19 protein-coding genes are annotated in these 22,610 nt (G+C 68.0%); 8 read left to right on the forward strand and 11 right to left on the reverse strand.

The features are described from left to right. The first annotated feature begins 3 nt into the window (after window positions 1-3). Complete coding sequence (pdxR, locus tag ACWMMN_RS27155) at window positions 4-1,527, forward strand: MocR-like pyridoxine biosynthesis transcription factor PdxR (protein WP_486423377.1); 1,524 nt, start codon at window positions 4-6, stop codon at window positions 1,525-1,527. Between the two features lie 27 nt (window positions 1,528-1,554). Here pdxR and ACWMMN_RS27160 read toward each other — a convergent pair whose 3' ends face one another. The 5 genes from ACWMMN_RS27160 to ACWMMN_RS27180 form a co-directional block, all read right to left on the reverse strand. Beyond that, window positions 1,555-2,589, reverse strand: coding sequence for a lipase secretion chaperone (locus ACWMMN_RS27160; protein ID WP_486423378.1), 1,035 nt, complete (start codon window positions 2,587-2,589; stop codon window positions 1,555-1,557). Between the two features lie 3 nt (window positions 2,590-2,592). Continuing rightward, window positions 2,593-3,687, reverse strand: a complete 1,095-nt coding sequence (locus tag ACWMMN_RS27165) for an alpha/beta fold hydrolase (protein WP_486423379.1) — start codon at window positions 3,685-3,687, stop codon at window positions 2,593-2,595. A 228-nt stretch (window positions 3,688-3,915) separates the two neighbouring features. Further along, window positions 3,916-6,048, reverse strand: a complete 2,133-nt coding sequence (locus ACWMMN_RS27170) for a TonB-dependent copper receptor (protein ID WP_174992741.1) — start codon at window positions 6,046-6,048, stop codon at window positions 3,916-3,918. Window positions 6,049-6,131: 83 nt separating this feature from the next. Then, complete coding sequence (locus tag ACWMMN_RS27175; RefSeq protein ID WP_174992742.1) at window positions 6,132-6,500, reverse strand: DUF2946 domain-containing protein; 369 nt, start codon at window positions 6,498-6,500, stop codon at window positions 6,132-6,134. A 154-nt stretch (window positions 6,501-6,654) separates the two neighbouring features. Then, on the reverse strand, window positions 6,655-7,191 hold the full coding sequence (locus ACWMMN_RS27180) for a cytochrome b (RefSeq protein ID WP_256086600.1): 537 nt from the start codon (window positions 7,189-7,191) through the stop codon (window positions 6,655-6,657). Window positions 7,192-7,419: 228 nt separating this feature from the next. Between ACWMMN_RS27180 and ACWMMN_RS27185 the strand changes: the two genes are divergently transcribed. After that, window positions 7,420-8,058, forward strand: a complete 639-nt coding sequence (locus ACWMMN_RS27185; RefSeq protein WP_059240766.1) for a Pr6Pr family membrane protein — start codon at window positions 7,420-7,422, stop codon at window positions 8,056-8,058. A gap of 48 nt (window positions 8,059-8,106) precedes the next feature. Here the strand turns inward: ACWMMN_RS27185 and ACWMMN_RS27190 are convergent, their stop codons facing one another. Continuing rightward, window positions 8,107-8,838 (reverse strand): peptidoglycan DD-metalloendopeptidase family protein, encoded by a 732-nt coding sequence (locus ACWMMN_RS27190; RefSeq protein ID WP_059237276.1) that lies wholly within the window; start codon window positions 8,836-8,838, stop codon window positions 8,107-8,109. Window positions 8,839-9,263: 425 nt separating this feature from the next. Between ACWMMN_RS27190 and ACWMMN_RS27195 the strand changes: the two genes are divergently transcribed. After that, on the forward strand, window positions 9,264-9,584 hold the full coding sequence (locus ACWMMN_RS27195) for a hypothetical protein (protein ID WP_059237277.1): 321 nt from the start codon (window positions 9,264-9,266) through the stop codon (window positions 9,582-9,584). Between the two features lie 111 nt (window positions 9,585-9,695). Here the strand turns inward: ACWMMN_RS27195 and ACWMMN_RS27200 are convergent, their stop codons facing one another. From ACWMMN_RS27200 to ACWMMN_RS27215, 4 genes are all read right to left on the reverse strand, one after another. After that, window positions 9,696-10,040 (reverse strand): DUF4148 domain-containing protein, encoded by a 345-nt coding sequence (locus ACWMMN_RS27200; RefSeq protein WP_174992744.1) that lies wholly within the window; start codon window positions 10,038-10,040, stop codon window positions 9,696-9,698. Between the two features lie 200 nt (window positions 10,041-10,240). Further along, a complete protein-coding gene (gndA, locus tag ACWMMN_RS27205) occupies window positions 10,241-11,653 on the reverse strand; it encodes an NADP-dependent phosphogluconate dehydrogenase (protein WP_059237279.1) in 1,413 nt (470 codons plus the stop codon). Between the two features lie 97 nt (window positions 11,654-11,750). After that, window positions 11,751-12,392, reverse strand: a complete 642-nt coding sequence (locus ACWMMN_RS27210; RefSeq protein WP_486423380.1) for a DUF938 domain-containing protein — start codon at window positions 12,390-12,392, stop codon at window positions 11,751-11,753. Continuing rightward, window positions 12,389-13,285 carry an NAD-dependent protein deacetylase gene (locus ACWMMN_RS27215; RefSeq protein WP_486423381.1) on the reverse strand — a complete coding sequence of 299 codons (897 nt, stop codon included), beginning with the start codon at window positions 13,283-13,285 and terminating at the stop codon, window positions 12,389-12,391. The genes ACWMMN_RS27210 and ACWMMN_RS27215 overlap by 4 nt, the downstream gene beginning before the upstream one ends. Before the next feature lie 1,048 nt (window positions 13,286-14,333). Between ACWMMN_RS27215 and ACWMMN_RS27220 the strand changes: the two genes are divergently transcribed. From ACWMMN_RS27220 to ACWMMN_RS27230, 3 genes are all read left to right on the forward strand, one after another. Next, a complete protein-coding gene (locus tag ACWMMN_RS27220) occupies window positions 14,334-15,065 on the forward strand; it encodes a GNAT family N-acetyltransferase (RefSeq protein ID WP_486423382.1) in 732 nt (243 codons plus the stop codon). Window positions 15,066-15,173: 108 nt separating this feature from the next. Beyond that, window positions 15,174-16,133 carry an LLM class oxidoreductase gene (locus ACWMMN_RS27225; protein ID WP_486423383.1) on the forward strand — a complete coding sequence of 320 codons (960 nt, stop codon included), beginning with the start codon at window positions 15,174-15,176 and terminating at the stop codon, window positions 16,131-16,133. Between the two features lie 348 nt (window positions 16,134-16,481). Next, window positions 16,482-18,950, forward strand: coding sequence for a mechanosensitive ion channel family protein (locus tag ACWMMN_RS27230; protein ID WP_486423384.1), 2,469 nt, complete (start codon window positions 16,482-16,484; stop codon window positions 18,948-18,950). A 27-nt stretch (window positions 18,951-18,977) separates the two neighbouring features. Here ACWMMN_RS27230 and ACWMMN_RS27235 read toward each other — a convergent pair whose 3' ends face one another. Beyond that, complete coding sequence (locus ACWMMN_RS27235; protein ID WP_486423385.1) at window positions 18,978-19,814, reverse strand: CerR family C-terminal domain-containing protein; 837 nt, start codon at window positions 19,812-19,814, stop codon at window positions 18,978-18,980. A gap of 91 nt (window positions 19,815-19,905) precedes the next feature. Here ACWMMN_RS27235 and ACWMMN_RS27240 point away from each other — a divergent pair, with 91 nt between their 5' ends. Together ACWMMN_RS27240 and ACWMMN_RS27245 are read left to right on the forward strand one after the other, a co-directional pair. Beyond that, on the forward strand, window positions 19,906-21,030 hold the full coding sequence (locus ACWMMN_RS27240; protein ID WP_486423386.1) for an HlyD family secretion protein: 1,125 nt from the start codon (window positions 19,906-19,908) through the stop codon (window positions 21,028-21,030). Further along, a complete protein-coding gene (locus ACWMMN_RS27245; protein WP_342705891.1) occupies window positions 21,023-22,609 on the forward strand; it encodes an MDR family MFS transporter in 1,587 nt (528 codons plus the stop codon). The genes ACWMMN_RS27240 and ACWMMN_RS27245 overlap by 8 nt, the downstream gene beginning before the upstream one ends. The last annotated feature ends 1 nt before the right edge of the window (window position 22,610 follow it).

A 22,610-nucleotide genomic window follows, 5' to 3' on the forward strand; every position in this document is an offset into this window, starting at 1 on the left:
ACTTTGGATACCGTGATCGTCGCCGACTGGCTCTCCGCCCGCCTCGACCGCAGCTCGCCGGAGCCGATGTACCGGCAGTTGCTGCAACTGATGCAGCAGGCCATCCTGACCGGGGAATTGGGGCCAGGGACGAAACTGCCGAGCTCGCGCACGCTCGCGGGCGACCTGTCGATCGCGCGGAATACCGTGCTGCACGTGTACGACCAGCTGACGGCCGAAGGCTACGTGCTGACGACGACCGGCAGCGGCACCTACGTGGCCGACACGCGGCCGGACGCCGCGGCGATCCACGTGCCGGGCACGGCGGCGGCGCCGTCAGCCGCCGGCGATCTGCCGCTGCCGGACGCGCAAGGCAGCCTGTCGACGCGCGGCCGGCAACTGATCGAACATGCGGGGGTGTCGCGACGCCAGTGGGGCGCGTTCATGCCGGGCGTGCCGGACGTGTCGGAATTCCCGAGCCGCACGTGGAGCCGCCTGCAGGCGCGGCTGTGGAAGGAAGCAAACCCCGAGTTGCTGACCTATGCGCCGGGCGGCGGCTACCGGCCATTGCGGCGTGCGCTCGCCGATTACCTGCGCGTCGCGCGTTCGGTCACATGCTCGCCGGACCAGGTGATCATCACGACGGGCATTCATCAGTCAATTGATCTCGCGGTGCGGCTGCTGTCCGACATCGGCGATCGCGCGTGGGTCGAGGAGCCGTGCTACTGGGGCGTGCGCAGCGTCCTGCAGGCGGCCGGCCTCACGCTCGCGCCGGTACCGGTCGACCAGGAAGGGCTCGACCCGCGTGCCAACGACATGCAGCATCCGCCGCGGCTCGTGCTCGTCACGCCATCGCACCAGTACCCGCTCGGGATGGTGATGAGCCTCGCGCGGCGCCGGATGCTGCTCGAATATGCGCGCCAGCACCGCTGCTGGATCATCGAAGACGATTACGACAGCGAGTTCCGCTACGGCAGCCGCCCGCTCGCGTCGCTGCAGGGGCTCGACGACGGCGGCCGCGTGATCTACGTCGGCAGTCTCGGCAAGATGCTGTTCCCGGGGCTCCGGATGGGCTACATGGTCGTGCCCGAGCATCTGGTCGATACGTTCCGCACCGGGTTGTCGGAGCTGTACCGCGAAGGCCAGCTGATGCAGCAGGCGGTGCTCGCCGAGTTCATCATGGACGGCCACCTGACTTCGCACGTCCGGCGGATGCGCACGCTGTACGGCGAGCGCCGGCAGCTGATGATCGACGCGATCCGCGCACGCTTCGGCGATGCGCTGCCCGTGATGGGCGACGAGGCCGGCCTGCATCTCGTGCTCGGCCTGCCCGATGCGTGCGACGATCGCGCGGTCACGCAGAGCGCATTCGACGCGGGCGTGATCGTGCGCCCGCTCACCAGCTACTACAGCAACCTCGACACCGCGCGGCAGGGCCTGCTGCTCGGCTATGCGTGCGTCGCGCACGAAGGCATCGGCCCCGCGTTCGACACGCTCGGCGATACCATCGAGCAGCATCTGCCGCGCGACATCACGCGCGCGGCATAAGGCCGGCCCCGCGCGGCAACGCCCGCGTCATTGCGAGCCACCTGCTCCGCGATCGAGCGAAGCCGCGCGCACGGCTTCGCCGGGCTTCGTGAACACACGCTGCCGCAGCGCGGCGATCTGCGCATCGCGATCCTGCGGCGACAGGCCGGCCGATTCGATCTGCGCACGCTGCGCCGCGTAGTCCGCATAACGGCTCTGCCACGATGCATCGTCCTGCTGCAATTGCGCGACGCGCGCGGCGGCCTCGGGGCCGAGTGTCTGCGTCAGTTGCGCGCGCATCGCATCGGGTGTCGCGCCGCTCTTCTGCAATTGCGCGATCTGGTCGATCGCGGCGCGCTGCCGCTCAACCCGCGCCTGCGCAGCGCGTTCGTCGGCCGGCATCTGCTGCTCCAGCGCCGCGAGCCGCTCGGCCTTCTGCGCATCGGTCAATGAGCGATCCTGAGCGATCTTCAGGCGTGCGAGATCGTAACGCTGCCGCCACTGCTCCGCACCGAAGAACGGCTGACTCCAGTCGCCGAGCGTGCGATACGCGATCGACGCGCGCTGATCGAGCGCAAGCTGCAATGCACCGAGGTCGGACTTGTCGACCGCGCCGGCATCGCGCAATTTCGCGAGCGCGTCGAGATACGCGCGATACCGGTGCCACACGTCGAGCGCCTCGACCTGCGCGACCGTGCCGTCGAGCTGCGCGGCGATCTCGCGCACAACAAATGCATCGAGCGCGGCCGCGCTCAGGTCGCTCTGCGCGGTCAGGCAGTAGTCGAAGAAATCGCGCACCGCGCGCGACTTCGCGAGATGGCCACCTGCATCGAGCGGCAACCGCGGCGCGCTGGAACCGGCCAGCGAAGGCGGCAGGCCCGCACTCGCCGGCACGGCGGCCTGCGGCGGTGCCGCCGTCGCGCCACCGACCGCCGCCGCATCCGGCGAATCGCCCGCCGCACCCGAGCCGCGATGCCACGCCGCTCCGCTCAACATCGCGACGCCGGCGACCGCCGCCAGCCCCACGACACCATAGATTGCTGCGCGCCGCGCCAGCGGCGCGCGCCCTTCACGTGCCGTCATCGATTACACGCCCGCGAGCTGCAGCCGGTTCGCATGCGTGCGGATCACCGCGACCGGATCTTCCGCATACGCGCCGCGCACGCCGAGCAGTTGGTTGATCTCGTCGATATGGTTCCACTTGTAGCTCGTGCTCAGCACCTTGCCGTACAGCGCGCTGCACTTCGACACGAGCCCGTCGTTCTGGCCCGAGCCACGGTTGATCATCACCGTGCCGGTGCCGAACAGCGCGAGCGTCGACGGGTCGAGCGCGTTTGCGGGATCGACGAGCGGAATGGTGCTCGTGTCCTGCGCCCCCGTCACGCCGAACAGCGAAAGCGTCGGCTGGATCGCCGTGCCGGCCCACGAATACAGCAGATGCGTGTTGCCGCCGACCGTTTCCGTCGGCGCGCCGGTCTGGCAACTGCCCGGTGCGCCAAGGCCCGCGCTCGGATAGTTCTGGTTGTAGGTCGCCGCCTGCGAAGTCGTCAGCGTCTTCAGCGATGCGAGCGCATCCTGATTCGTGTTGTGACTGCTGCTCGTCAGGATACCGAACACATTGACGAACGCCGCGATCACTGTCGACGACAGCCCGGTCGGATCGTACGCGAGCACGCTCTGCACGAAATCCGCGAACTCGGAGCCGCGATGCGGCGTGCCGATCGTCGTCACCGACGCGACGAGATCGGGCGCGACGGCCGCGACATAGCGCGACGTCAGCCCGCCCTGGCTGTGACCGACGAGATTGACCTTGGTCGCCCCCGTCGCGGCGAGTACCGTCTTCACGTAGGCGAGCAGCTGTTCGCCGCGCCCGTTCGGGCCGTCGTCGCTCTGGAAGCCCGACAGGTTCGCGACGTAGACGGTCGCGCCATGCTGCTGCAGATCCTCCTGGATACCGTACCAGTACTCGAGCACGCCGGCGTACTTGTCGGTGCCCGTGAGCCCGTGCACGAGGATGATCGGATAGCGCGTCGCCGCGTAGTTGTCGGCGGGCGCGGTCGCCGCCATCGCCGCGTGTGTCGTTGCGAGCGTCATCAGCGCGGTCGTCCCCGCGAACGGCGCGACGCTCATCGCGCATGCTACTGCCCCTGCCACCACCCTGGAACGCATCGATCTGGCCATGCATGTTCTCCTGATTATTGTGCTGCCGGTGAGAATGAAACCGGATCGACACGCACAATGCATCGCAACCGTCGCAAGCACCGTGTGCGTCGAATGCGGGAGTGAAGCACGAGTCGCGAACGTTTGCGCCCCGACTAGATACGGTTCTCTAATCGGTTGACGCGCCCCGCCCGTTCGGGCGGGGCCGCGTTCGCGCGTACGCATGCTGCAATGCACACGCGCTGCGGGCTACAGCTTCGCGCTCACGCGCACCCAGGCGGTCCGGCCCGGCTCCATCACCGGCGCATTCGCCGGATAGCCGAAACCTGCGTTGCCGGCGAGGTTCAGATGCTCGGTGTAGGCCTTGTTCAGCACGTTGTCGACACCGACCGAGATCTGCACGGTCTTGCTCACGTTGTACTGCGTATGCAGCGACAGCACGCCGAAACCGGCGCTCGGGCCGAAGTCCTTGCCGACCACGTTGCCCTCATTCAGTGCATAGCGATGCTGCGGCGCAACGATTCGCCACAGGCCGCCGGCCGACCATGCGCCGCGCGTGTATTCGAGCCCGATGCGCGCCTCGAGCGGCGGCATCTGCGGCAGCGGATCGCCGCTCGCCACGTTGCGCCCCCACGCGTACGCGAGCGATGTCTCGACGCGCAGCGGCGCAACCGGCCGCCACGACACGCCGGCTTCGCCCCCCATGATCTGCGCGTTGACGTTGGTCGCCTGCGTGGTCGGCCCCATCATGCCGGCCGCGTAGTTGAACAGGATGAAGTCCTGAACATAGCCCGCGTACGCCGACACCCAGGCATCGAACCGGTCGCTCTTGTACTGCGCGCCGATGTCGAGCTGCGTGGTCTTCTCCGGCTGCACCGCCGAGAACGCATTGACCGAACCGGCCGGCCCGCGCGTCGCGGAGAACAGCTCCCAGTAGTCGGGATAGCGCTCCGCGTGGCCGATGCCCGCGTACCACGTGACGGGCAGCGACGCGAGATCGCGCTCGTAGCGCACGAAGCCGCTCGGCAACACGCGCGAACGATCGTCGTCGAAGGTCGGGTTCGGCTTGCTCATCATCATCCCGCTCGTCATCGCGCGCTTATCGCGGGCGCTCGCATAGTCGATGCGCGCGCCGCCGATCACGCGCGACACTTCGCTCGCGTACCACGTCAGCTCGCCGAACACGCCGGCATTCCACATCGTCGCCTGCGCATCCCACGGCTGGTCGCGATAGTTCTGCTGCCCCATCGACGAGCGCGAATCGAGCCGGTTCGATTGCGCGTCGACACCCGTGACAAACTTGAAGTCGTCGCCGAAGCGGAAGGTCGCGGCCGCACGCGCGCCGACCGTGCGGCGGCGCACATCGGCGGCCATTCGCATCGGCATGCTGCTGGTCGGGTCGGGTTGCCGCAACGTGTAGTTGTCCATCACGTGATCGGCTTCGTTGTAGTACACGCGTGCCTCGATCCGGTCGAGCACGTCGCCGAGATGCCGCTTGTCGAACGACAGCCCGAACGTCTCGCGGCGGAAATGCGCGCCGTCCATCCCGCGCCCCGCGTAACGCGCATAGCCGTCGCCGGTGCCGGCGGTCAACTCGACGCGCGTGTGGTCGTCAGGCGTCCAGCCGAGCGCCGCGTCAGCGTTCCACTTGTCCCACTGCGACGGCACCGTGTTGCCGTTGCCGTCCTTGTAGTCCTGCGAATGCGCGTGGTTCGCGGTCACGCGGCCATAGACGTCCGGCGTGCCGGCCGTCAGGTCGATGTTCTGGTCATTGCGGCCGAACGACCCGCCGACCAGGCTGCCGTCGAAACGCATGCCGGGGCGCTCGAAACGCGGCGTCACGCGCTCGAACAGCACGGTGCCGGCCGATGCGCCGGGACCGTACAACACGGACTGCGGCCCCTTCACGACGGTGACCTTGTCATAGCTTTCCGGCGCGATGTACGACGTCGGCGCATCCATCCGGTTCGGACACGCGCCGAGCGTCGGCATCCCGTTCGCCAGGATGTTCAGCCGCGAACCGAACATCCCGCGCAGCACGGGGTCGCCGTTCGTGCCGCCGCTACGGATCGACGTGAAGCCGGGGATCGTCTTCAGGTAATCCGCGCCGTCGCTGGCAGGCAGCGGCTGGCGCGGCGCCTTCGGATCCGTGACGACGACGAGCGGCGTCGACAGCGGCGATGCGACGACTTCGACGGGCGGCAGCAGCGTGGCCGACTCGTTCACGGGCGTGGCGTCCACGCGCGCCGTTTCGGCCGCCGCGGCACTCGCTGCCAGCGCGCCGGCAGCCAGCGCAGGAACGGTAAGTTTCAACATGCGCGGCACGCGCCGCGCACAGGCATTGCGTGACGCCCGCGGCGCACGCAACTGGAAATTGGTCATGATCGAAAGCCCGAGTAACGCCCTCCACGCGGCCGCGACGGGCCGCACGGATATCGGCGGTGGTATGAACGGATAACAGCGCGTCAGGCGCGCTCGGGCGGTGCGCGTGGATACGCGCGCGGATAGCGGTCGGCGCGCGCTGCGACGACAGGCGGCGCGGCGGCGGCAACGGATACGACGGGAATGGAGCCGAACGACGCGGCGGCGGGCGCGCCGATCGCGGGGCTATGGGCGAAGAAGCCGCAGTAGCCGCACGCGTCGAGATGCAGCGCGTGATCGTGCATGCTGCCCGCATCGACCGACCGATGTGCACCATGCTCTGTACTGCAGACGGTTGCGTCGGGTGTGGCCGCCTGCGCGATGCGCCACTGCGACACCAGCGGCGCCGCGATCGCGATCCAGATCGCGAGCACGCCAAGCCAGGCAGTCAGGTGACGATGTCGGTGCAGCATGCGCGGCGACGAGTAAGCGGAATGTAAAAACAGCCGAGATGTTACAGAATGTTCAGCGCAATGACCAGCACGGCAGACCGTAAACGGACCGGGGGCGCATGGTTGTCAGCACAACCATGCGCCCCCGCCTGCCGGGCGTTTCCGGATCCCGCGATTACGGCGCCATGCGCCGCAGCACGTCGTCGCGCCGGATGAAATGGTGATACAGCGCGGCCAGCGCATGCAGGCCGATCACGAAGTAGAACGCGTTGCCGATCAGCTCGTGCGCTTCCTTGATCGTCGGCCGCAGCGCCTTGTCGGGGCCGAACAGCGTGAACGACACGCCGAGCCAGTCGAGCGACACCGGCTTGCCGCCCATGTTGATCATCATGATGCCGAGCAGCGGCTGCGCGATGATGAACACATAGAGCGCGACATGCGCGAGCTTCGACAGCCAGCGCAGCAGCGCCGCCTGCGGAATGGCCTCGGGCACGCGGCTGACGACCCGCCACAACACGCGCAGCACCGACAGCACGAGCACGAACGTGCCCGCGGTGAGGTGCACGTTCATCCAGAACACCCGGCTGTCGCTGCCTTTCGGTCCGCGGATCTCGATGGCCAGGTAGGCCAGCGCCACCAGCAGGAAAATGGCCCAGTGGAAGAAGATCGCGGGCGAGCTGTAGCGCGTCTGTTTCGCGAGGATGTTTCTCATGCTTCGTCTCGTGTTGTATGCGGGGAGGCGCGCAGATGGCAACCAGGCCCTGCGCCTGGCAAAGCTTTCACGATTGTAGCCGCACGGGCGTCCGGTTTTACGCGGCACGGTCAAATATCCGACGAATCGTTGACACGCACCGTGGACATCCCGCATATGGAAAGTCCGCATCGCGCGCGCAAACGGCTGTGGCACGATGAAGTTTTGGTGCGACGGCGCGCGGGCATCATGAGCAAAGCGTTCTTCGTTGCGGCCTACCGGCTGACCGCCGCGTTGCTCGCGGTATCCACCACGCTGCACAGCGTCGCCGACTACTGGCACCTGCCGGACTTCCGTCTCGGCAACTATCTCAGCTACTTCACGCAACTGAGCAGCCTCTACGCGGCCGCGATGCTGGCTGCGGGGCTCTGGCGCATCGCGCGCCCCGGCTCGGCCCGCTACGAATCGATGCGCGGCGCCGCCGTGCTGTACGTGCTGATCACCGCGATCGTCTACGAACTCCTGCTGGCGCGGCTCGATGCGCTGCGCCATGTCACGCCGGCGTTCAACAACTGGGTGCTGCACCGGATCGTGCCGCTCGTGATGCTGTGCGACTGGCTCTACGTCGAGCCGCGCAGGCCGATCGCGCGAAGCAGCGCGTTCGTGTGGCTCGGTTTTCCGGTCGTCTATCTCGGCTATACGCTCGTGCGCGGCGCGCTGGAGAACTGGTATCCCTACCCGTTCGTCGATCCGCGCCCACACGGCTACCTGCCGGTCGCGATCCAGTGTTCGCTGATCGCGCTCGGCGCGGCGGCGCTCGCATTGGGCATCCGCTGGCTCGGCAATCACGCGAGACAGTCCGGTACCGCGACACTCAAGGAGGGATGAAAGCGAGAACGTGTGCGCCGCCCGGCGCACACGGGATACTGCAGGCCGTCAGCCGCCGTTGCGCGGCAGGAAGTTCATCGGGTCGACGACCTTGCCGTTCTGGCGGACTTCGAACTCGAACGTCGAACGACCGTTCGCGTCGGTGCCCATTTCGGCGACCGGCTGGCCCTGGCGCACCGCATCGCCTTCGTTGACGAGCAGCTTGCCGTTGTGCCCGTAGGCCGTGATGAGCCCGTTGTCGTGCTTCAGGATCACGAGCGGACCGTAAGCCTTGACGCCGGACCCGGCGTAGACCACCCGCCCGTTTGCAGCGGCCCGCACCGAATGGTCGGGCCCGGAGGCGGCGATCACGACGCCGCGCGTCTTGCCGGCCGAGAACGGTGTCGCGACAACACCCGTGGCCGGCCATGCGAGCGAGCCCGGCTGGGCCGCCGCCAGCGGCTGCCCGGGCGAGGTCGCAGCCTGCGGCGGCGCGACGCGCAGCACCTGGCCGGGCGACACGGCGTCGGTAGGCGCCATGTGGTTCCAGCTGGCTACGTCCTGCACGCGCTGCCCGTAAGCGTTCGCGACGCCTGCCAGCGTATCGCCCGGGTTCACGCGGTAATAGCCGGCAATCACGCCCGGCGTCGCAACCGACGTGGGGGTCGACTGGCGTGCCGGCTGCCAGCTGTCGGTCCACGGCGTCATCGTGCAGCCCGTCAGCGCGATGGCCGCGGCAACGAGCGCTGCCTGCGGCAGCCAGCGCGTCAGCGCATCGTGGATGGGAATAGTTTCTCTCAAGGGTCCTCCCGGATTTGCGTCGTTGCGCCGCCCACCGCCCCCCGGCGCGCGACGCACGATGTCCGGCCGAACGGCCGGATCAACCAGTATCCGACCGCTCTCGCGGCCGTCAGTTTCCACAGCGGAACGTCAGCGCGAATGAGCTCACCGGCCCCTTTTTCGCGTCGTCCCGATCGGCAAAGATACCATTTGTCGCGGTCAAGGCCGCGACAGTTGCCCGATCCGGCAACAATCTTGCGGCGTCGCACCGGGGTGCGGGCAAGCTGCGCAGCCCGCCGTGCGGGCCGCCCGGCGGGCTTCCGCCGGCTTTTTCGCCGGCCCGGCCGCCGTCGCGCGCCGTATCGGCCCCGTCATATTCTCCGCTCCGATCGCCGCCTATACTCGGTGATGCAGCGTACAAGCCAACGACAACGAGGAGCATGACAATGAATAATGCGACGTTTCTCTCCGTGCAGCTCGACGCCGACGATTTCGCCGGTTCCAGCAGCCTGGTCGAATTGCTCAACCGGCACTTGCTGTTCGCGACCGACGTCGCCGAAGCTGCGGACGCGCTGGTCCAGCTGGCGAGCGTCACGCACCTGACCGGCGCCACGCGGCACAGCGTCGAGCTGCCGGTCCTCGCGATCGAACGGCTGCGCGATGCGCTCGACACGCTGAGCGGGTACGACGAAACGTGGCTGCAGGTGCTGGAACCGGCCGAAGCGCTGTTCCGCGATATCGGGCGCGGCAAACGCTCGCTGCACTGAGCGCCGGCGCGTTGCGCGCCACCCATGAAAACAGCCCGTCGTTCCGCTATGCGGAACGACGGGCTGTTTGTACTACGGGGGTCGGATCCGGCCGCCAGAGCGGCCGCATCATTAACGACCCTTGTAGACCGGTGCGCCGTCAGCGATACGCTTGACTTGCCAGCCGGTCTTTGCAGCAGCCGGGGCGCCCGATTCTTGCGCACCGGCCGGTTGCGCGCCGTAGCCGGTCGTGTCGGCGGCGGCGACGTTTTGTTGCGGGTTCAGGCGCGCTTCAGCAGCCTGGATGCCTTCCGGGTAGTTCGTGCGGTCGCTGCCCAGCTTGTAGCCGGCTTGCTGGACGGCGACGAGATCGGCCTTCACCTGTGCACGGGTGACGGGCGCATTCTGTTGGGCGAACGAGACGGCGGGAACGGCGAGGACAGCAGCTGCAGCGAACGTTGCGATCAGCGATTTCATGATTACCTCCGGGATTTTTTTGCTCCGCCGCACACACCATGTCTGCAGCGATGGAACAGAGTTTAGTCCCGGCAGCACCTAGGGAAAACCATGAAAGAACGAAAACACTGTTTCCCCGGAGCCAACAATGTCGGCATCCGGGATAGAGAAACCCTATTCATAGAATAGATTTTCGCAACAATGCTGTCCCCACGAGCCGGTTACGACCAGTTCGCGTGGAAGCTGCCCGGCTTGTCGGTGCGCTCGAACGTGTGCGCGCCGAAGAAGTCGCGCTGCGCCTGCACCAGGTTCGCCGGCAGGCGTTCGGAACGGTAGCTGTCGAAGTACGCGACTGCCGACGCAAACGCCGGTACCGGCACGCCGGCCTTCACCGCGGCGACCACGACATCCCGCAGCGCCGTCTGGTAGTTCGCGGCGATGTCCTTGAAGTACGGGTCGAGCAGCAGGTTCGCGAGCGCCGGATCCTTTGCATAGGCGTCCGTGATCTTCTGCAGGAAGCGCGCGCGGATGATGCAGCCCGCGCGGAAGATCTTCGCGATCGTCCCGAGATCGAGGTTCCAGCCGTACTCTTCCGACGCCGTGCGCAGTTGCGCGAAGCCCTGCGCGTACGAGATCACCTTGCTCAGGTACAGCGCGCGGCGCACCGCTTCGACGAACGCGGCGCGATCGCCGTCGAACGGCGCAGCGGCCGGGCCCGACAGGATCTTGCTGGCCGCGACGCGCTCGGTCTTCAGCGACGACAGCACGCGCGCGAACACCGACTCGGTGATGAGCGGCAGCGGCACGCCGAGATCCAGCGCGTTCTGGCTCGTCCACTTGCCGGTGCCCTTCTGCGCGGCGCGATCGAGGATCACGTCGACGAGATGCTTGCCGGTCTCTTCATCCTTCTTGCCGAAGATCTTCGACGTGATCTCGATCAGGTAGCTGTCGAGCTCGCCCTGGTTCCATTCGGTGTACACCGCGCCGAGTTCGTCGTTGGTCAGGCCCGCGACGTCCTTCAGCACCGAGTAGCTTTCGGCGATCAACTGCATGTCGCCGTATTCGATGCCGTTGTGGACCATCTTCACGTAGTGGCCCGCACCGTCCGGGCCCATGTATGCGACGCACGGCTCGCCGTCCGACGGCGCCTTCGCGGCGATCTGCTTGAGGATCGGCTCGACGAGGTCGTACGCGTCGCGCTGGCCGCCGGGCATGATCGACGGGCCGCGCAGCGCGCCCTCTTCGCCGCCCGACACGCCGGTGCCGATGAAATGCAGGCCCGATTGCGCGAGTTCCTGGTTGCGGCGGATCGTGTCGGTGAAATGCGTATTGCCGCCGTCGATCAGTACGTCGCCCTTCTCGAGCAGCGGCTTGAGCGATGCGATCGTCGCATCGGTCGCTTCACCGGCCTTCACCATCATCAGGATCCGGCGCGGCGTTTCGAGCGACGCGACGAACGCCTCGAGCGTGTAGGTCGGCACCAGGTTGCGGCCGGGGAATTCGGCGATCAGTTCGTCGGTTTTCTCGCGGCTGCGGTTGTACACCGACACCGCGTAACCGCGGCTCTCGATATTGAGTGCGAGATTGCGGCCCATCACCGCGAGCCCGATCACACCGATTGCTTGTTTGCCCATTAGTCAATTCTCCGGAAAAAACGGGGCGCGACCCGAGCCGGGCCGCGCGCACAGGCGAAAGGATAGTGGAAACCCGGCGGCGATGCGCGCTTGCGTGTCATTGCTCCGCGTGCGGCAGCCGCCGGAACACGACGCTCAGGTTGTTCGCCGGCATCTCGACGATCTCGATGCAGTCGAGCCCGCGATCGAGGCCGAGCGCGACGACGGTCTCGAGATCGCGCACGCCCCACGACGGGTCGCGGCTGCGCAATTGCAGGTCGAAGGCTTCGTTCGACGGCGCCGTATGCCGGCCGTCGCGACGGTACGGGCCGTACAGGAACAGCACGCCGCCCGGCCGCAGCAGGCGCGATGCGCCCGCGAACAGCGCTTCCGTGCAGGCCCACGGCGAGATGTGAATCATGTTGATGCAGACGATCGTGTCGAGCGCCGCGACCGGCCACGATGCGTCGCGCACGTCGAATGCCAGCGGTCCGGCGACGTTCGCGAGGCCCGTATGCGCGATCCACGCGGCGATCGAGTGCCGCGCCTGTTCGTCGGGGTCGCTCGGCTGCCAGCGCAAATCCGGCAATGCGTGTGCGAAATGGACGACATGCTGGCCGGTGCCGCTCGCGATTTCGAGTACGCTGCCGCTCGCCGGCAGCACGCGGCGCAACACGTCGAGGATCGGCTCGCGGTTGCGTTCGGCCGCGGGCGCCAGCAACCGCGCGGCGGGATCGGGCGAAGGTTTTGCGCCAGTCACGATGCCTGCTCCAGTGTGTTGCCGCGCAGACCCAGCCGCGCCGTGAGCGCGTCGAGCGCGGGTGCGCACGGCGCCTCGACCTTCAGCGTCAGTATCGGATCGGCGCGCGTATGGCCGAGATTGAGCGCGGCGACCGGCTTCTGCTGCGCCTGCGCCCATACGCAGAAGCGGTAGCCGGAATACACCATCAGCGACGAACCGACGACGAGCAACGCATCGGCCGCATCGAGCGCCTGCGACGCCAGCGCGACGCGCTCGCGCGGCACGTTCTCGCCGAAAAACACGACCGCCGGCTTCAACAGTCCACCGCACTCGGGGCACGCCGGAATGCGAAACGAATCGAGCGCAGCCCATTCGAGGTGCGCGTCGCCGTCCGCGGCCGGCTCGGCCTGCGCGCCCAGCAGTTCGGGATTGTCGGCTTCGAGCACGGCCTGGATCGTCGCCCGCGCGTGATGCGCGCCGCATCCAAGGCAGGTCACGCCGTTGATTCCGCCGTGCAGCTCGATCACGTCGCCGCTGCCCGCGCGCTGATGCAGGCCGTCGACGTTCTGCGTGACGAGGCGCTCGATCCGGCCCGCGTCACCGAGCCGCGCCAGCGCGACATGCGATCCGTTCGGCCGCGCGCGGCCGACGACGGGCCAGCCGATCATGCTGCGCGCCCAGTAGCGCCGCCGCGCGGCATCGGAGCCGAGGAATTCGTGGAGCTGGATCGGCGGCGAGCGCATCCATTGGCCGTTGCGGTCGCGATAGCCGGGAATGCCGGAATCGGTGCTGATGCCCGCGCCGGTCAGCACGAGCAGGCGCGGATGACGCTCGACGAACGTGTGCAGCGCATCGAGCGCGGCCGGATCGACGCCAGCGGTTGAGGGGTCGTGCAGGACTTTATCGTTCATGTTGGCAACGCGTGATCGGGTGCGCCGGCAGGCCGTGCGCCCGCACGGGCGGCCAGGCACGCCAGCACATGATACAGAACGCCGCGCGATCTGGCGGGCGCCCCCGCGGCAAACCGGCGCACAAAAAAAGACGCCCATCGCCACTCGGCGACGGGCGCTTCAACAATTGATCCATCGGGGTAGTGGATCAACTGACAGCACAACGTTGCGGCGCCCGCCATGCCGAGCATGAAGGACGCATTCCCCGGACTACGCGTGTTCCGTGATGCCGCGCGCATCGCTGCGTTACCGGCTTGCCGATCCGCCCCGGCGCCTCGAACGCGTCACGCCGATGCCATACACGGCGCGCGAACGCATCCGCCGCGCGACGACTTGCGTTGCGCCATGGCATGACGATCCGGGATCCAGGCCGGGGCCATCCGCCCGCGTTCGCGGTTCATCCCCGACGGCCGACCGGGACCGGTCGGCCTCGTGCGTCACGCATGCACGTCGTCGTTCAGAACGAACCCGATTGCTCGGATGGAACGGAAAGCCGCCCGCTCACGTCGCCGCAATCAACGGCGAAGCGAACACCCTGGCAGGTCGGCGATTCATGTTTGCAACACGACATGTTGCATTTCGGTCTTTTTTCATTCTCTTGTCCCCGTCTTCGATACGTCCGACCCACTGAAGCGATTGCCGGGCCGACTGCGCCCGCGATCGCGCTCACGGCCCCTACAGATATGCAAGGAGCGCACCATGCTTCACGCCGCAAGGCCGCGCGGGCGGATACGCGGCTGCCGGCGCGAATCGCGCACCAGCAGAAAGCGTGAACGTTTCGAAACTGAAACGCGGGGGGGTGGCGTCCGGTCGAGGACGTCCGGTCGTGCCTGCCTGCGCGGCGCTCACTCACGCCCCGGGCCGCGATCGCGGCGTTGCATCTGCGTGCCATCGCCGGCCGGCTTACAATCGCCCCACAATGGCCGCCCGCACATGAGCGCATGTGCGGGCCGGATCTTGCCTCGCGCGCGCGGCGCTTCGCCGCCTGACCGGAGACCCCACCCGACGCATGACCGACGCAAACGACTGGCTGGATATCGACTACCGGACGCTGTTCCGGCTGCGCCCGGATCGCCGAATCGAACGCGAGAACGATCCCGGCTGCTCGCCCGGGCCGCGCTTCTGGCTGGGCCGATGCGCATGCGGCACGCTGGCGGGCGTCCGCGCCGACGTGTCTGCGGACCTTGCGGACGAACTGACGCGCATGGCCGACAGCGAGCCGCCGTTGTCGGACAGCGTTCAGCCTGCGCATCTCGAACGCTATCTCGCGCAGCTCGCGCCTGTTTCGCACTGGAACATCGGCCTCGTGTACGCGCTGCCGAACGCGCTTGAATTCGACACCGGCGCGCACGTCGCGCTGGTCGACGGCAACAGCGACGCAGGCCGGCAATTGCGGCAATCGCTGTCCGCGCACGGAATGCCCGACGGCCTGCGCTCGATGGGCTTGTGCAGCATCGCCGATTTGTGGGCGCCGTGGTGCGCGGCTGTCGTCGACGGCGAAGTCGTGTCGGTCGCGTTTGCCGCGCGGCTGTCCGATACCGGCGCCGAACTCGGTCTCGCAACGGCCCCGGCGTTCCGCGGGCGCGGCCTCGCGGCAGCCGTTACCGCCGCGTGGTCGCGGTTGCCGTCGCTTCGCACGCGCACGCTGTTCTACAGCACCGACCGCGACAACCGCGCGTCGCAACGCGTGGCGTCACGCCTCGGGCTCGCGCTGCGCGGCACGACGCTGCGGGTCACGTAGCACCGGAGGGGACGGCACGGGCCGCCCCGCTCGCGCGTGACACAAACACGCTAGCATTCCGACACGGCACCCCACACGTGCGCCCTGCCTCGCCCCAAAGGATCCGACATGCCCCCCCTCGCTCCCGCCCGCCCCGACGTCACGCATCGCGTGTTTTGCACCGGGCGGCTGTCGATCGGCCTCACGCTTCCGCTGCTGCGCAGCGGCCAGATCGTCGCCGACTTCGACGAACAGCTCGAACTCGCCGCGCTGGCCGATACGCTCGGCTTTCGTGCGCTGTGGATTCGCGACGTGCCGCTGAACAGCGCCGACTATCCCGATCCGGTCGGCCATCTCGACCCGTGGGTGCTGCTCGGCGCACTGGCGGCGCGCACGCGCCGGATCGTGCTCGCCAGCGGCGCGATCGTGCTGCCGCTGCGTCATCCGCTGCATATCGCGAAAGGCGCGCTGTCGGTCGCGACGCTGTCGGGCGGACGCTTCATCCTCGGGCTCGGCTCCGGCGACCGGCCGCCCGAATACGCGGCGTTCGGCGTCGACGCGGAAACGCGGCGCGACCGCTATCGCGCGCACTGGGACGTCGTCGCGGCCGCGCTCGGCCTGCCGTCGCGCGTATTGCCCGACGAAGCGCCGCCCGATGCGCCCGAATTCACGCTGCTGCCGCGTGGCGACGACGCGGTGCCGATGCTTGCCGTCGGCTCGGGCGGACAAAGCGTCGACTGGATCGCACGGCATTCGATCGGCTGGATGACGTATCACCGCGATCCGGAAACGCAGCGCGCACGCTATTCGATGTGGCGCGCGGCGGTCGACCGGCTCGCTTCGCCGGACTTTCGTGCATTCGGCGTGTCGATGCGGCTCGATCTCGCCGCGGACCCCGATGCGCCGGCCACCGCGCTGCCGCTCGGTTACGCAACCGGGCGCCGCGCGTTGGTCGACATCCTGCGGGACATGCGTGCCGCGGGTACGCATCATGTCACGCTGAACCCAGGATCGGACCGGCCCGTACGGGAAGTCATCGAAGAAATCGCGGAGCACGTGCTGCCGTTCTTTCATGACGAAAATGCCTGATTCATCAGGAATCCGAATCCACTTGATGCGATACACAGGCCGATCGTGACCGGACGAACGCTCACGTAACGATGCGCCGCGCGCCGGTGCCGGTGCCGGCGCCTGCCAACACGCGCTACAGGCGCCTAACGACCGGGCACGCAGGCTGCTCCCGCATTCCGGTCGGTCGCACGCCTGCGTCCGGCACCTGCCTGCGCGAACGCGCCGCCAACGCCCGCGCCGCCTCGCGCATGCCCGATTCGAATCGTCGTCGACGGAACTATTCGGTCCCGATCGCGATCATGTTAACTTCCGTCCATCGTTCAGCCTGGCGGGCCGCGTGCCGATGCGCGCCCGCATGCCCACTCCATGCGACATTTCCTTCTCGGCTGGCTGCTTGCCGCCTTCGTCTCGGCCGCCCATGCGGCCGCCCCCGCCCCGGCCGCGGCGTCGGCCGCCTCCGGCACCGCGCCCGCCCTGACGCCGCAACAGGCCCAGCAGGCACTCAATGTGCTCGAAAACCCGCGCGATCGCGCGCAAGTCGAAACGACGCTGCGCGCGATCGCAGCCGTCGGCGCCTTGAGTGCGCCTGCGGTCGCGGCCAGCGAAGCGGCCGCCGCCAGCGGCGCATCGGCTGCCGCCGCCCCGACCGCACTCACATCGAACGGACTCGCATCGCTGCTCGTCCGCCAGGGATCGCGCTGGACCACCGAAATCGGCGGCGCACTGAAGGAGTCGCTACGCTCGCTGCTCGATATCGGTTCGGTAGGAAGCTGGTGGCATGACAGGCTCGTGCGCGCCGACGAGCGCGCGAATCTCACGCACGCGATCTGGATCATGCTCGCCGTGCTCGCGCCGGCGCTCTTCGTCGAATGGCTCGCGAAGCGGCTGCTGCGACGCGCGCTGGCCGCGGTGGCCGCACGGCGCGGCGACGCATCGCGCCAAACAGCATCCGATCCCGCCGCACCGGACGCGGACGACGCGGAGCCGGCAGACACCGCCCCCCCGCCCGACGCTGCCGGCGCCGACACGCCGGACGCAGCCCCCTCGGCGTCGCCTGGACGAGGCCACGCGCGGCGGCACACCACACTGCTGCACCGGATGCCGCGCGCGCTCGTCAGCCTCGCGCTGCGCGTGGTGCCGCTGCTCGTGTTCGTCGGTGCAGCGAGCCTGACGATGTCGCTGATCGATGACGCAGGCACGCCGGTCGAATCCGCACTCGAAGCATTGATCGACATCTACGTGATCTGCCGGCTCGTCACGATCGTCAGCCGGCTGTTCTTCCAGCCCGATGCGCGGCAGTTGCGCCTCGTGCACATCAGCGACGCATGGGCCGATTTCGCGCAACGCTCGATCGCGCGGATCGCGATCGTGGTCGGCGCGTGCACGGCGGCCGTCGAGATCGCCGCGAACTTCGGCCTCAGCGAAGCCGGCCATGTCGCGCTGCTGAAGGCCGTCGCGCTCGTCGGGCACCTGATGATCTCGGTGCTGATCCTCCAGTGCCGCCAGCCGGTCGCGGCACGGATCCGTGCCGCCGGCGCCGACCGGCCGGCCTTCGCGGTCGTCGGCAACGCGCTCGCGGATGCCTGGGCGCCCGTATCGGTCTTCATCGTGATGGCCCTGTGGTTCGTCTGGGCGCTCGACGTCCACAACGGCTACCGCGTGCTGATCACTCTTGGCGGCCGTTCGATCGCCGTGATGATCGCGATGCGAATGGTGTCGATCGTCGTGTTCGGCGCGCTCGCGCGGCTGTTCCAGGGCCGCGACGAAGACCGCACGCTCGTCCATCTGCACGCGTACCGCTATTACCCGCTGCTGCGCCAGATCGTGTCGGGGGCGATCGGCATCGTGACCGTCGTGCTGCTGCTGCAGATCTGGGGCGTACCGGTCTTCCGCGCGTTCGAGACGGGCACGATCGGCCACCGGCTCGCGTCCGCGCTGGTGACGATCGCGATCGCGGCGATCGTCGCGCTCGTCGTGTGGGAAGCGGCCAACATCGCGATCGAACGCCGCCTGCAGCGCTGGACGCGCGAAGGCAACCTGGTGCGCGCGGCGCGGCTGCGCACGCTGCTACCGATGCTGCGTTCGCTGCTGTTCGTGATGATCGCGCTCGTCGTCGTGCTGACGGGCCTCAGCGAACTCGGCGTGAACGTCGGCCCGCTGCTGGCCGGCGCCAGCATCTTCGGCGTCGCGCTCGGTTTCGGCTCGCAGAAGCTCGTGCAGGACTTCATCACCGGGATCTTCCTGCTGATGGAGAACGCCATGCAGGTCGGCGACTGGGTCACGCTCGCCGGCGTGTCGGGCACGGTCGAATACCTGTCGATCCGTACCGTGCGGCTGCGCGCGGGCGACGGATCGCTGTACACGATCCCGTTCAGCTCGGTGACGACCGTCAACAACACGAATCGCGGGCTCGGCAACGCGGCCGTCAAGGTCAGCATCGCGTACGGCGAGGACATCGATCGCGCGATTGCGACGCTCAAGGAAATCGGCGCCGCATTGCGCGACGATCCGAAGTACCACGACGGCATCCTGTCGGACTTCAGCTACTGGGGCATCGACCAGGTCGACGGCGCGGCGCTCGCGCTGGCCGGACAGATGCAGTGCACGGACGCGACGCGCTGGAGCGTGCAGCGCGAATTCAACCGGCGGATCGCGGAGACGTTCCGCGAACGCGGCATCCGGATCGCCAATCCGCAGCGCAGCCTGGTGGCCTATGCGGACGGATCCCGGCCTGCCGGCAATGGTGAAGGCGAGCACGCCACCGACAACGGCAACGCGCCGGCAACGGCAGCCCGGCCGCCGTCGCCCGGCAACGGGGAGCACAAGCCGGGCTGACCATTCAAGGCGCGTGACGCGCCGTGCTCAACGCGCGGCGGGTTTCTTCACGCGCCCCGCGCTGTTCGCCGCGGGCGTTGCCGCCCCCGGTTTCGCCGTGCGTTTCGACGCGGCGGAACCCTGCCCGCGCTTCGCCACGGTTTCCGAGCCGGCCGCCGGCACATCGCGCTGCGCATGCCATTGTTCGAGCAGCACGCGCGTCTGGTCGGTAATCGTCTCGATCAGCAACGCCGCGCGTTCTCCCTCGAAAGCCTCCCAGTCGAGCAACTGCAGCGCCGAACGCTGCGCGATATGGAACACCGTGAGCTGCCCGAACAGGCTCAGCGCGCGCAACCGCGTGACAGGATCGTCGCCCGGCCGCCCCGAGATGCGGCCGATCAGTTCGGCGCTCACGTCGTTCAGCGGCTTGCGCATGCGCGTCATCAGGATTTCGCTCGCGCTCGCCGGTTCCTGACCGCCCTGCTCGCGCGCGAAGAACATCCGCTGGTTCATCGTCTTCGGCGCGGTAAACATCCGGTCCGACAGCGCGCGCAGCAGCCCGATGAACGCGTCGACCAGCACGTCGACGTCCGCGTCCGCATCGAGCATCGCCCACGCATGGCCGACCGCCGGCGCGAACACTTCCCAGCCGTTCTCGGCAATCGTCTCGACACACGCGCGGTACACGCCTTCCTTGTTCTCAAAGTAGTACTGGAGCGCCGGCGCGTTCACCCCCGCCATCGCGGCGATCTCGCGCGTCGACGCGCCCGCGAACCCGCGTTCGCCGAACAGCTCGATCGCCGCCTCGATGATCCGCTGGCGCGTTTCGTCGCCGCGCGCGTAGCCGCCCGCCGACGTGCGGCGCAGCTTCTTCGCTTCGTTCATGCCTTCCTCGTCATTCGCTCGATCGACATTCTACTTGACACAATTTTATCAACTGGAATAATTCTTCCACTTGGAATAAATTGGACTCAGCATGTCGACGCCGCAAGACCCGCCACAGAAAGCAGATCGTCAGGAAAACGGAACAACGTCGCGCAACGGGAACGGCGGAACAAAGCGGCGCATCCTGCTCATTGCCGCCGTGCTCGCGGCCATCGGCGGCGCCGTCTGGCTCGGCCGCTGGTGGACGGTCGGCCGCTTCATCGAAAGCACCAACGACGCGTACCTGCAGGCGGACAGCATGACTGCCGCGCCGAAAGTCGCCGGCTACGTGACCGATGTCTACGTGCGCGACAACCAGCCCGTGAAGGCCGGCGATCCGCTCGTGCGGCTCGACGTGCGCCAGTACCAGGTTGCGCTCGCGCAATCGCTCGCGACCGTCGACGCCCGCCGCGCGGATATCGCGCGCGCAGAAGCCGACATCAGCCAGCAGCACGCGAATCTCGAACAGGCCGATGCGCAGGCGAAGGTGTCGCGAATCAACGCGCAGCACGCGAGCGACGAATACACGCGCTATGCACCGCTCGCGGCGACCGGCGCGGAAACGCACGAACGCGTCGCCGACCTGAAGAGCACGCGCGACCAGGCAGCCGCGACGCTGGCCGCGAACAACGCGTCGATCGCCGCCGCGCGCACGCAGATCGCGTCGTTCACCGCGCAGCGCCAGCAGGCGCGCGCACAGCTCGAGGCCGCGCAGGCCAGCGCCGCGCAGGCGCAACTCGATCTCGACAACACGACCGTCCGCAGCACGCTCGCCGGTCGCGTCGGCGATCGCACGGTGCGCGTCGGCCAGTACGTGCAGCCCGGCACGCGGCTGCTGACCGTCGTGCCGGTCGACTCGATCTATCTCGTCGCGAACTTCAAGGAAACGCAGATCGGCAACATGCGCATCGGCCAGCCCGTCGAACTGCATGTCGATGCGCTGCCGGACGGCGCACTGTCCGGCGTCGTCGACAGCTTCGCGCCCGGCACCGGCGCGCAGTTCGCGCTGCTGCCGCCCGAGAACGCGACCGGCAATTTCACGAAGATCGTCCAGCGCGTGCCCGTGCGCATCCGCCTTGCCGCCGATGCGCGCGCACAACGCATGCTGCTGCCGGGGCTGTCCGTGACGGTCGACGTCGATACCCGTTCGGTCCGCGACGAGAAGCGCCATGGCTGACACCCCCGTCACGATGCCCGCGCCGCCGCACGAAGGCCGCGCGAGCGTGACCGACTGGATCGCGGTTGCTGCCGGCGCGCTCGGCGCACTGATGGCGACGCTCGACATCTCGATCACGAACTCCGCGCTGCCGCAGATCCAGGGCGAAATTGGCGCGACGGGCACCGAAGGCACGTGGATCTCGACCGGCTACCTGATGTCGGAAATCGTGATGATCCCGCTCGCCGCATGGCTCACGCGTGTGTTCGGGCTGCGCAATTTCCTGCTGACGAACTCCGCGCTGTTCATCGCGTTCTCGATGATGTGCGGCTGGTCGCATTCGCTGCCGATGATGATCGCCGGCCGGATCGGCCAGGGCTTCACGGGCGGCGCGCTGATTCCGACCGCGCAGACCATCATCCGCACGCGGCTGCCGCTGTCGCAACTGCCGGTCGGGATGACGCTGTTCGGCCTGATCGTGCTGCTCGGGCCGCTGTTCGGCCCCGTGCTCGGCGGCTGGCTCGCGGAGAACGTGAACTGGAGCTGGTGCTTCTTCCTGAACCTGCCCGTGTGCCTGCTGCTGATGGCGTTGCTGGTGTTCGGGCTGCCGTCGGACCGACCTCAATGGCACTCGTTCTTCAACGCGGACTGGCTCGGCATCCTCGGCCTCGCGATCGGCCTGAGTTCGCTCACCGTCGTGCTCGAGGAAGGCCAGCGCGAACGCTGGTTCGAATCGCAGATGATCGTCACGCTGAGCATCGTGTCGTTTGCCGGAATGGTCCTGATCGCGCTGTCGCAGCGCTTCGCGAAGCGGCCGATCATGCGGCTGTCGCTGATGCGCAACCCGCGCTACGCGAGCGTGATCGTGATCGTGTCCGCGGTCGGCGCCGGGCTGTACGGCGTGTCCTACCTGCTGCCTCAGTTTCTCGCGATCGTCGCCGGCTACAACGCGGAACAGGCCGGCGCGATCATGCTGCTATCGGGGCTGCCTGCCTTTCTCGTGATGCCGATCCTGCCGCGCCTGCTCGGCAAGGTCGATTTCCGCATTCTCGTGATCTCGGGGCTGCTGCTGTTCTGCCTGAGCTGCATGCTCGACATCAGCCTGACCGCGCAGAGCGTCGGCCATGACTTCGTGTGGTCGCAGCTGATCCGCGGCGTCGCGCAGATGCTCGCGATGATGCCGCTCAACCAGGCATCGATGGCGGCCGTCGCACGCGAAGACTCGGGCGATGCGGCCGGGCTCTACAACATGGCGCGCAATCTCGGCGGCTCGATCGGGCTCGCGATCATCGGCACCGTGATCGACCGGCGCACGACCTTCCATACGGCCGCGCTCCGCGAATCGGTGACCGCGAACTCGCTGATCGGGCAGGATCGATTGTCCGCCTATGCGGCCAACTGGTTCGCACACACCGGCGACCTCGCGTATTCGAACATGCGCGCGCTCGGGCAACTGGCGCAGCAGATCCAGATCCAGGCCGTCGTGATGACCTACTCCGAAACCTTCTATCTGCTGGGCCTCGCGCTGCTCGCCTGCGTGCCGCTCGCGCTGCTGCTGAGAACGCCGCGCGGGCCGCAACCGATGTCGTCCGGCCATTGAA

Source organism: Burkholderia cepacia complex sp. TUM26381 (assembly GCF_057439935.1).

Bases quoted from the DNA above. Each gene is read 5' to 3' on its own strand.
- ACWMMN_RS27160 (WP_486423378.1), bottom strand. From the start codon at position 2,589: ATGACGGCACGTGAAGGGCGCGCGCCGCTGGCGCGGCGCGCAGCAATC.
- ACWMMN_RS27165 (WP_486423379.1), bottom strand. From the start codon at position 3,687: ATGGCCAGATCGATGCGTTCCAGGGTGGTGGCAGGGGCAGTAGCATGC.
- ACWMMN_RS27170 (WP_174992741.1), bottom strand. From the start codon at position 6,048: ATGACCAATTTCCAGTTGCGTGCGCCGCGGGCGTCACGCAATGCCTGT.
- ACWMMN_RS27175 (WP_174992742.1), bottom strand. From the start codon at position 6,500: ATGCTGCACCGACATCGTCACCTGACTGCCTGGCTTGGCGTGCTCGCG.
- ACWMMN_RS27180 (WP_256086600.1), bottom strand. From the start codon at position 7,191: ATGAGAAACATCCTCGCGAAACAGACGCGCTACAGCTCGCCCGCGATC.
- ACWMMN_RS27185 (WP_059240766.1), top strand. From the start codon at position 7,420: ATGAGCAAAGCGTTCTTCGTTGCGGCCTACCGGCTGACCGCCGCGTTG.
- ACWMMN_RS27195 (WP_059237277.1), top strand. From the start codon at position 9,264: ATGAATAATGCGACGTTTCTCTCCGTGCAGCTCGACGCCGACGATTTC.
- ACWMMN_RS27200 (WP_174992744.1), bottom strand. From the start codon at position 10,040: ATGAAATCGCTGATCGCAACGTTCGCTGCAGCTGCTGTCCTCGCCGTT.
- gndA (WP_059237279.1), bottom strand. From the start codon at position 11,653: ATGGGCAAACAAGCAATCGGTGTGATCGGGCTCGCGGTGATGGGCCGC.
- ACWMMN_RS27215 (WP_486423381.1), bottom strand. From the start codon at position 13,285: ATGAACGATAAAGTCCTGCACGACCCCTCAACCGCTGGCGTCGATCCG.
- ACWMMN_RS27220 (WP_486423382.1), top strand. From the start codon at position 14,334: ATGACCGACGCAAACGACTGGCTGGATATCGACTACCGGACGCTGTTC.
- ACWMMN_RS27225 (WP_486423383.1), top strand. From the start codon at position 15,174: ATGCCCCCCCTCGCTCCCGCCCGCCCCGACGTCACGCATCGCGTGTTT.
- ACWMMN_RS27230 (WP_486423384.1), top strand. From the start codon at position 16,482: ATGCGACATTTCCTTCTCGGCTGGCTGCTTGCCGCCTTCGTCTCGGCC.
- ACWMMN_RS27235 (WP_486423385.1), bottom strand. From the start codon at position 19,814: ATGAACGAAGCGAAGAAGCTGCGCCGCACGTCGGCGGGCGGCTACGCG.
- ACWMMN_RS27240 (WP_486423386.1), top strand. From the start codon at position 19,906: ATGTCGACGCCGCAAGACCCGCCACAGAAAGCAGATCGTCAGGAAAAC.
- ACWMMN_RS27245 (WP_342705891.1), top strand. From the start codon at position 21,023: ATGGCTGACACCCCCGTCACGATGCCCGCGCCGCCGCACGAAGGCCGC.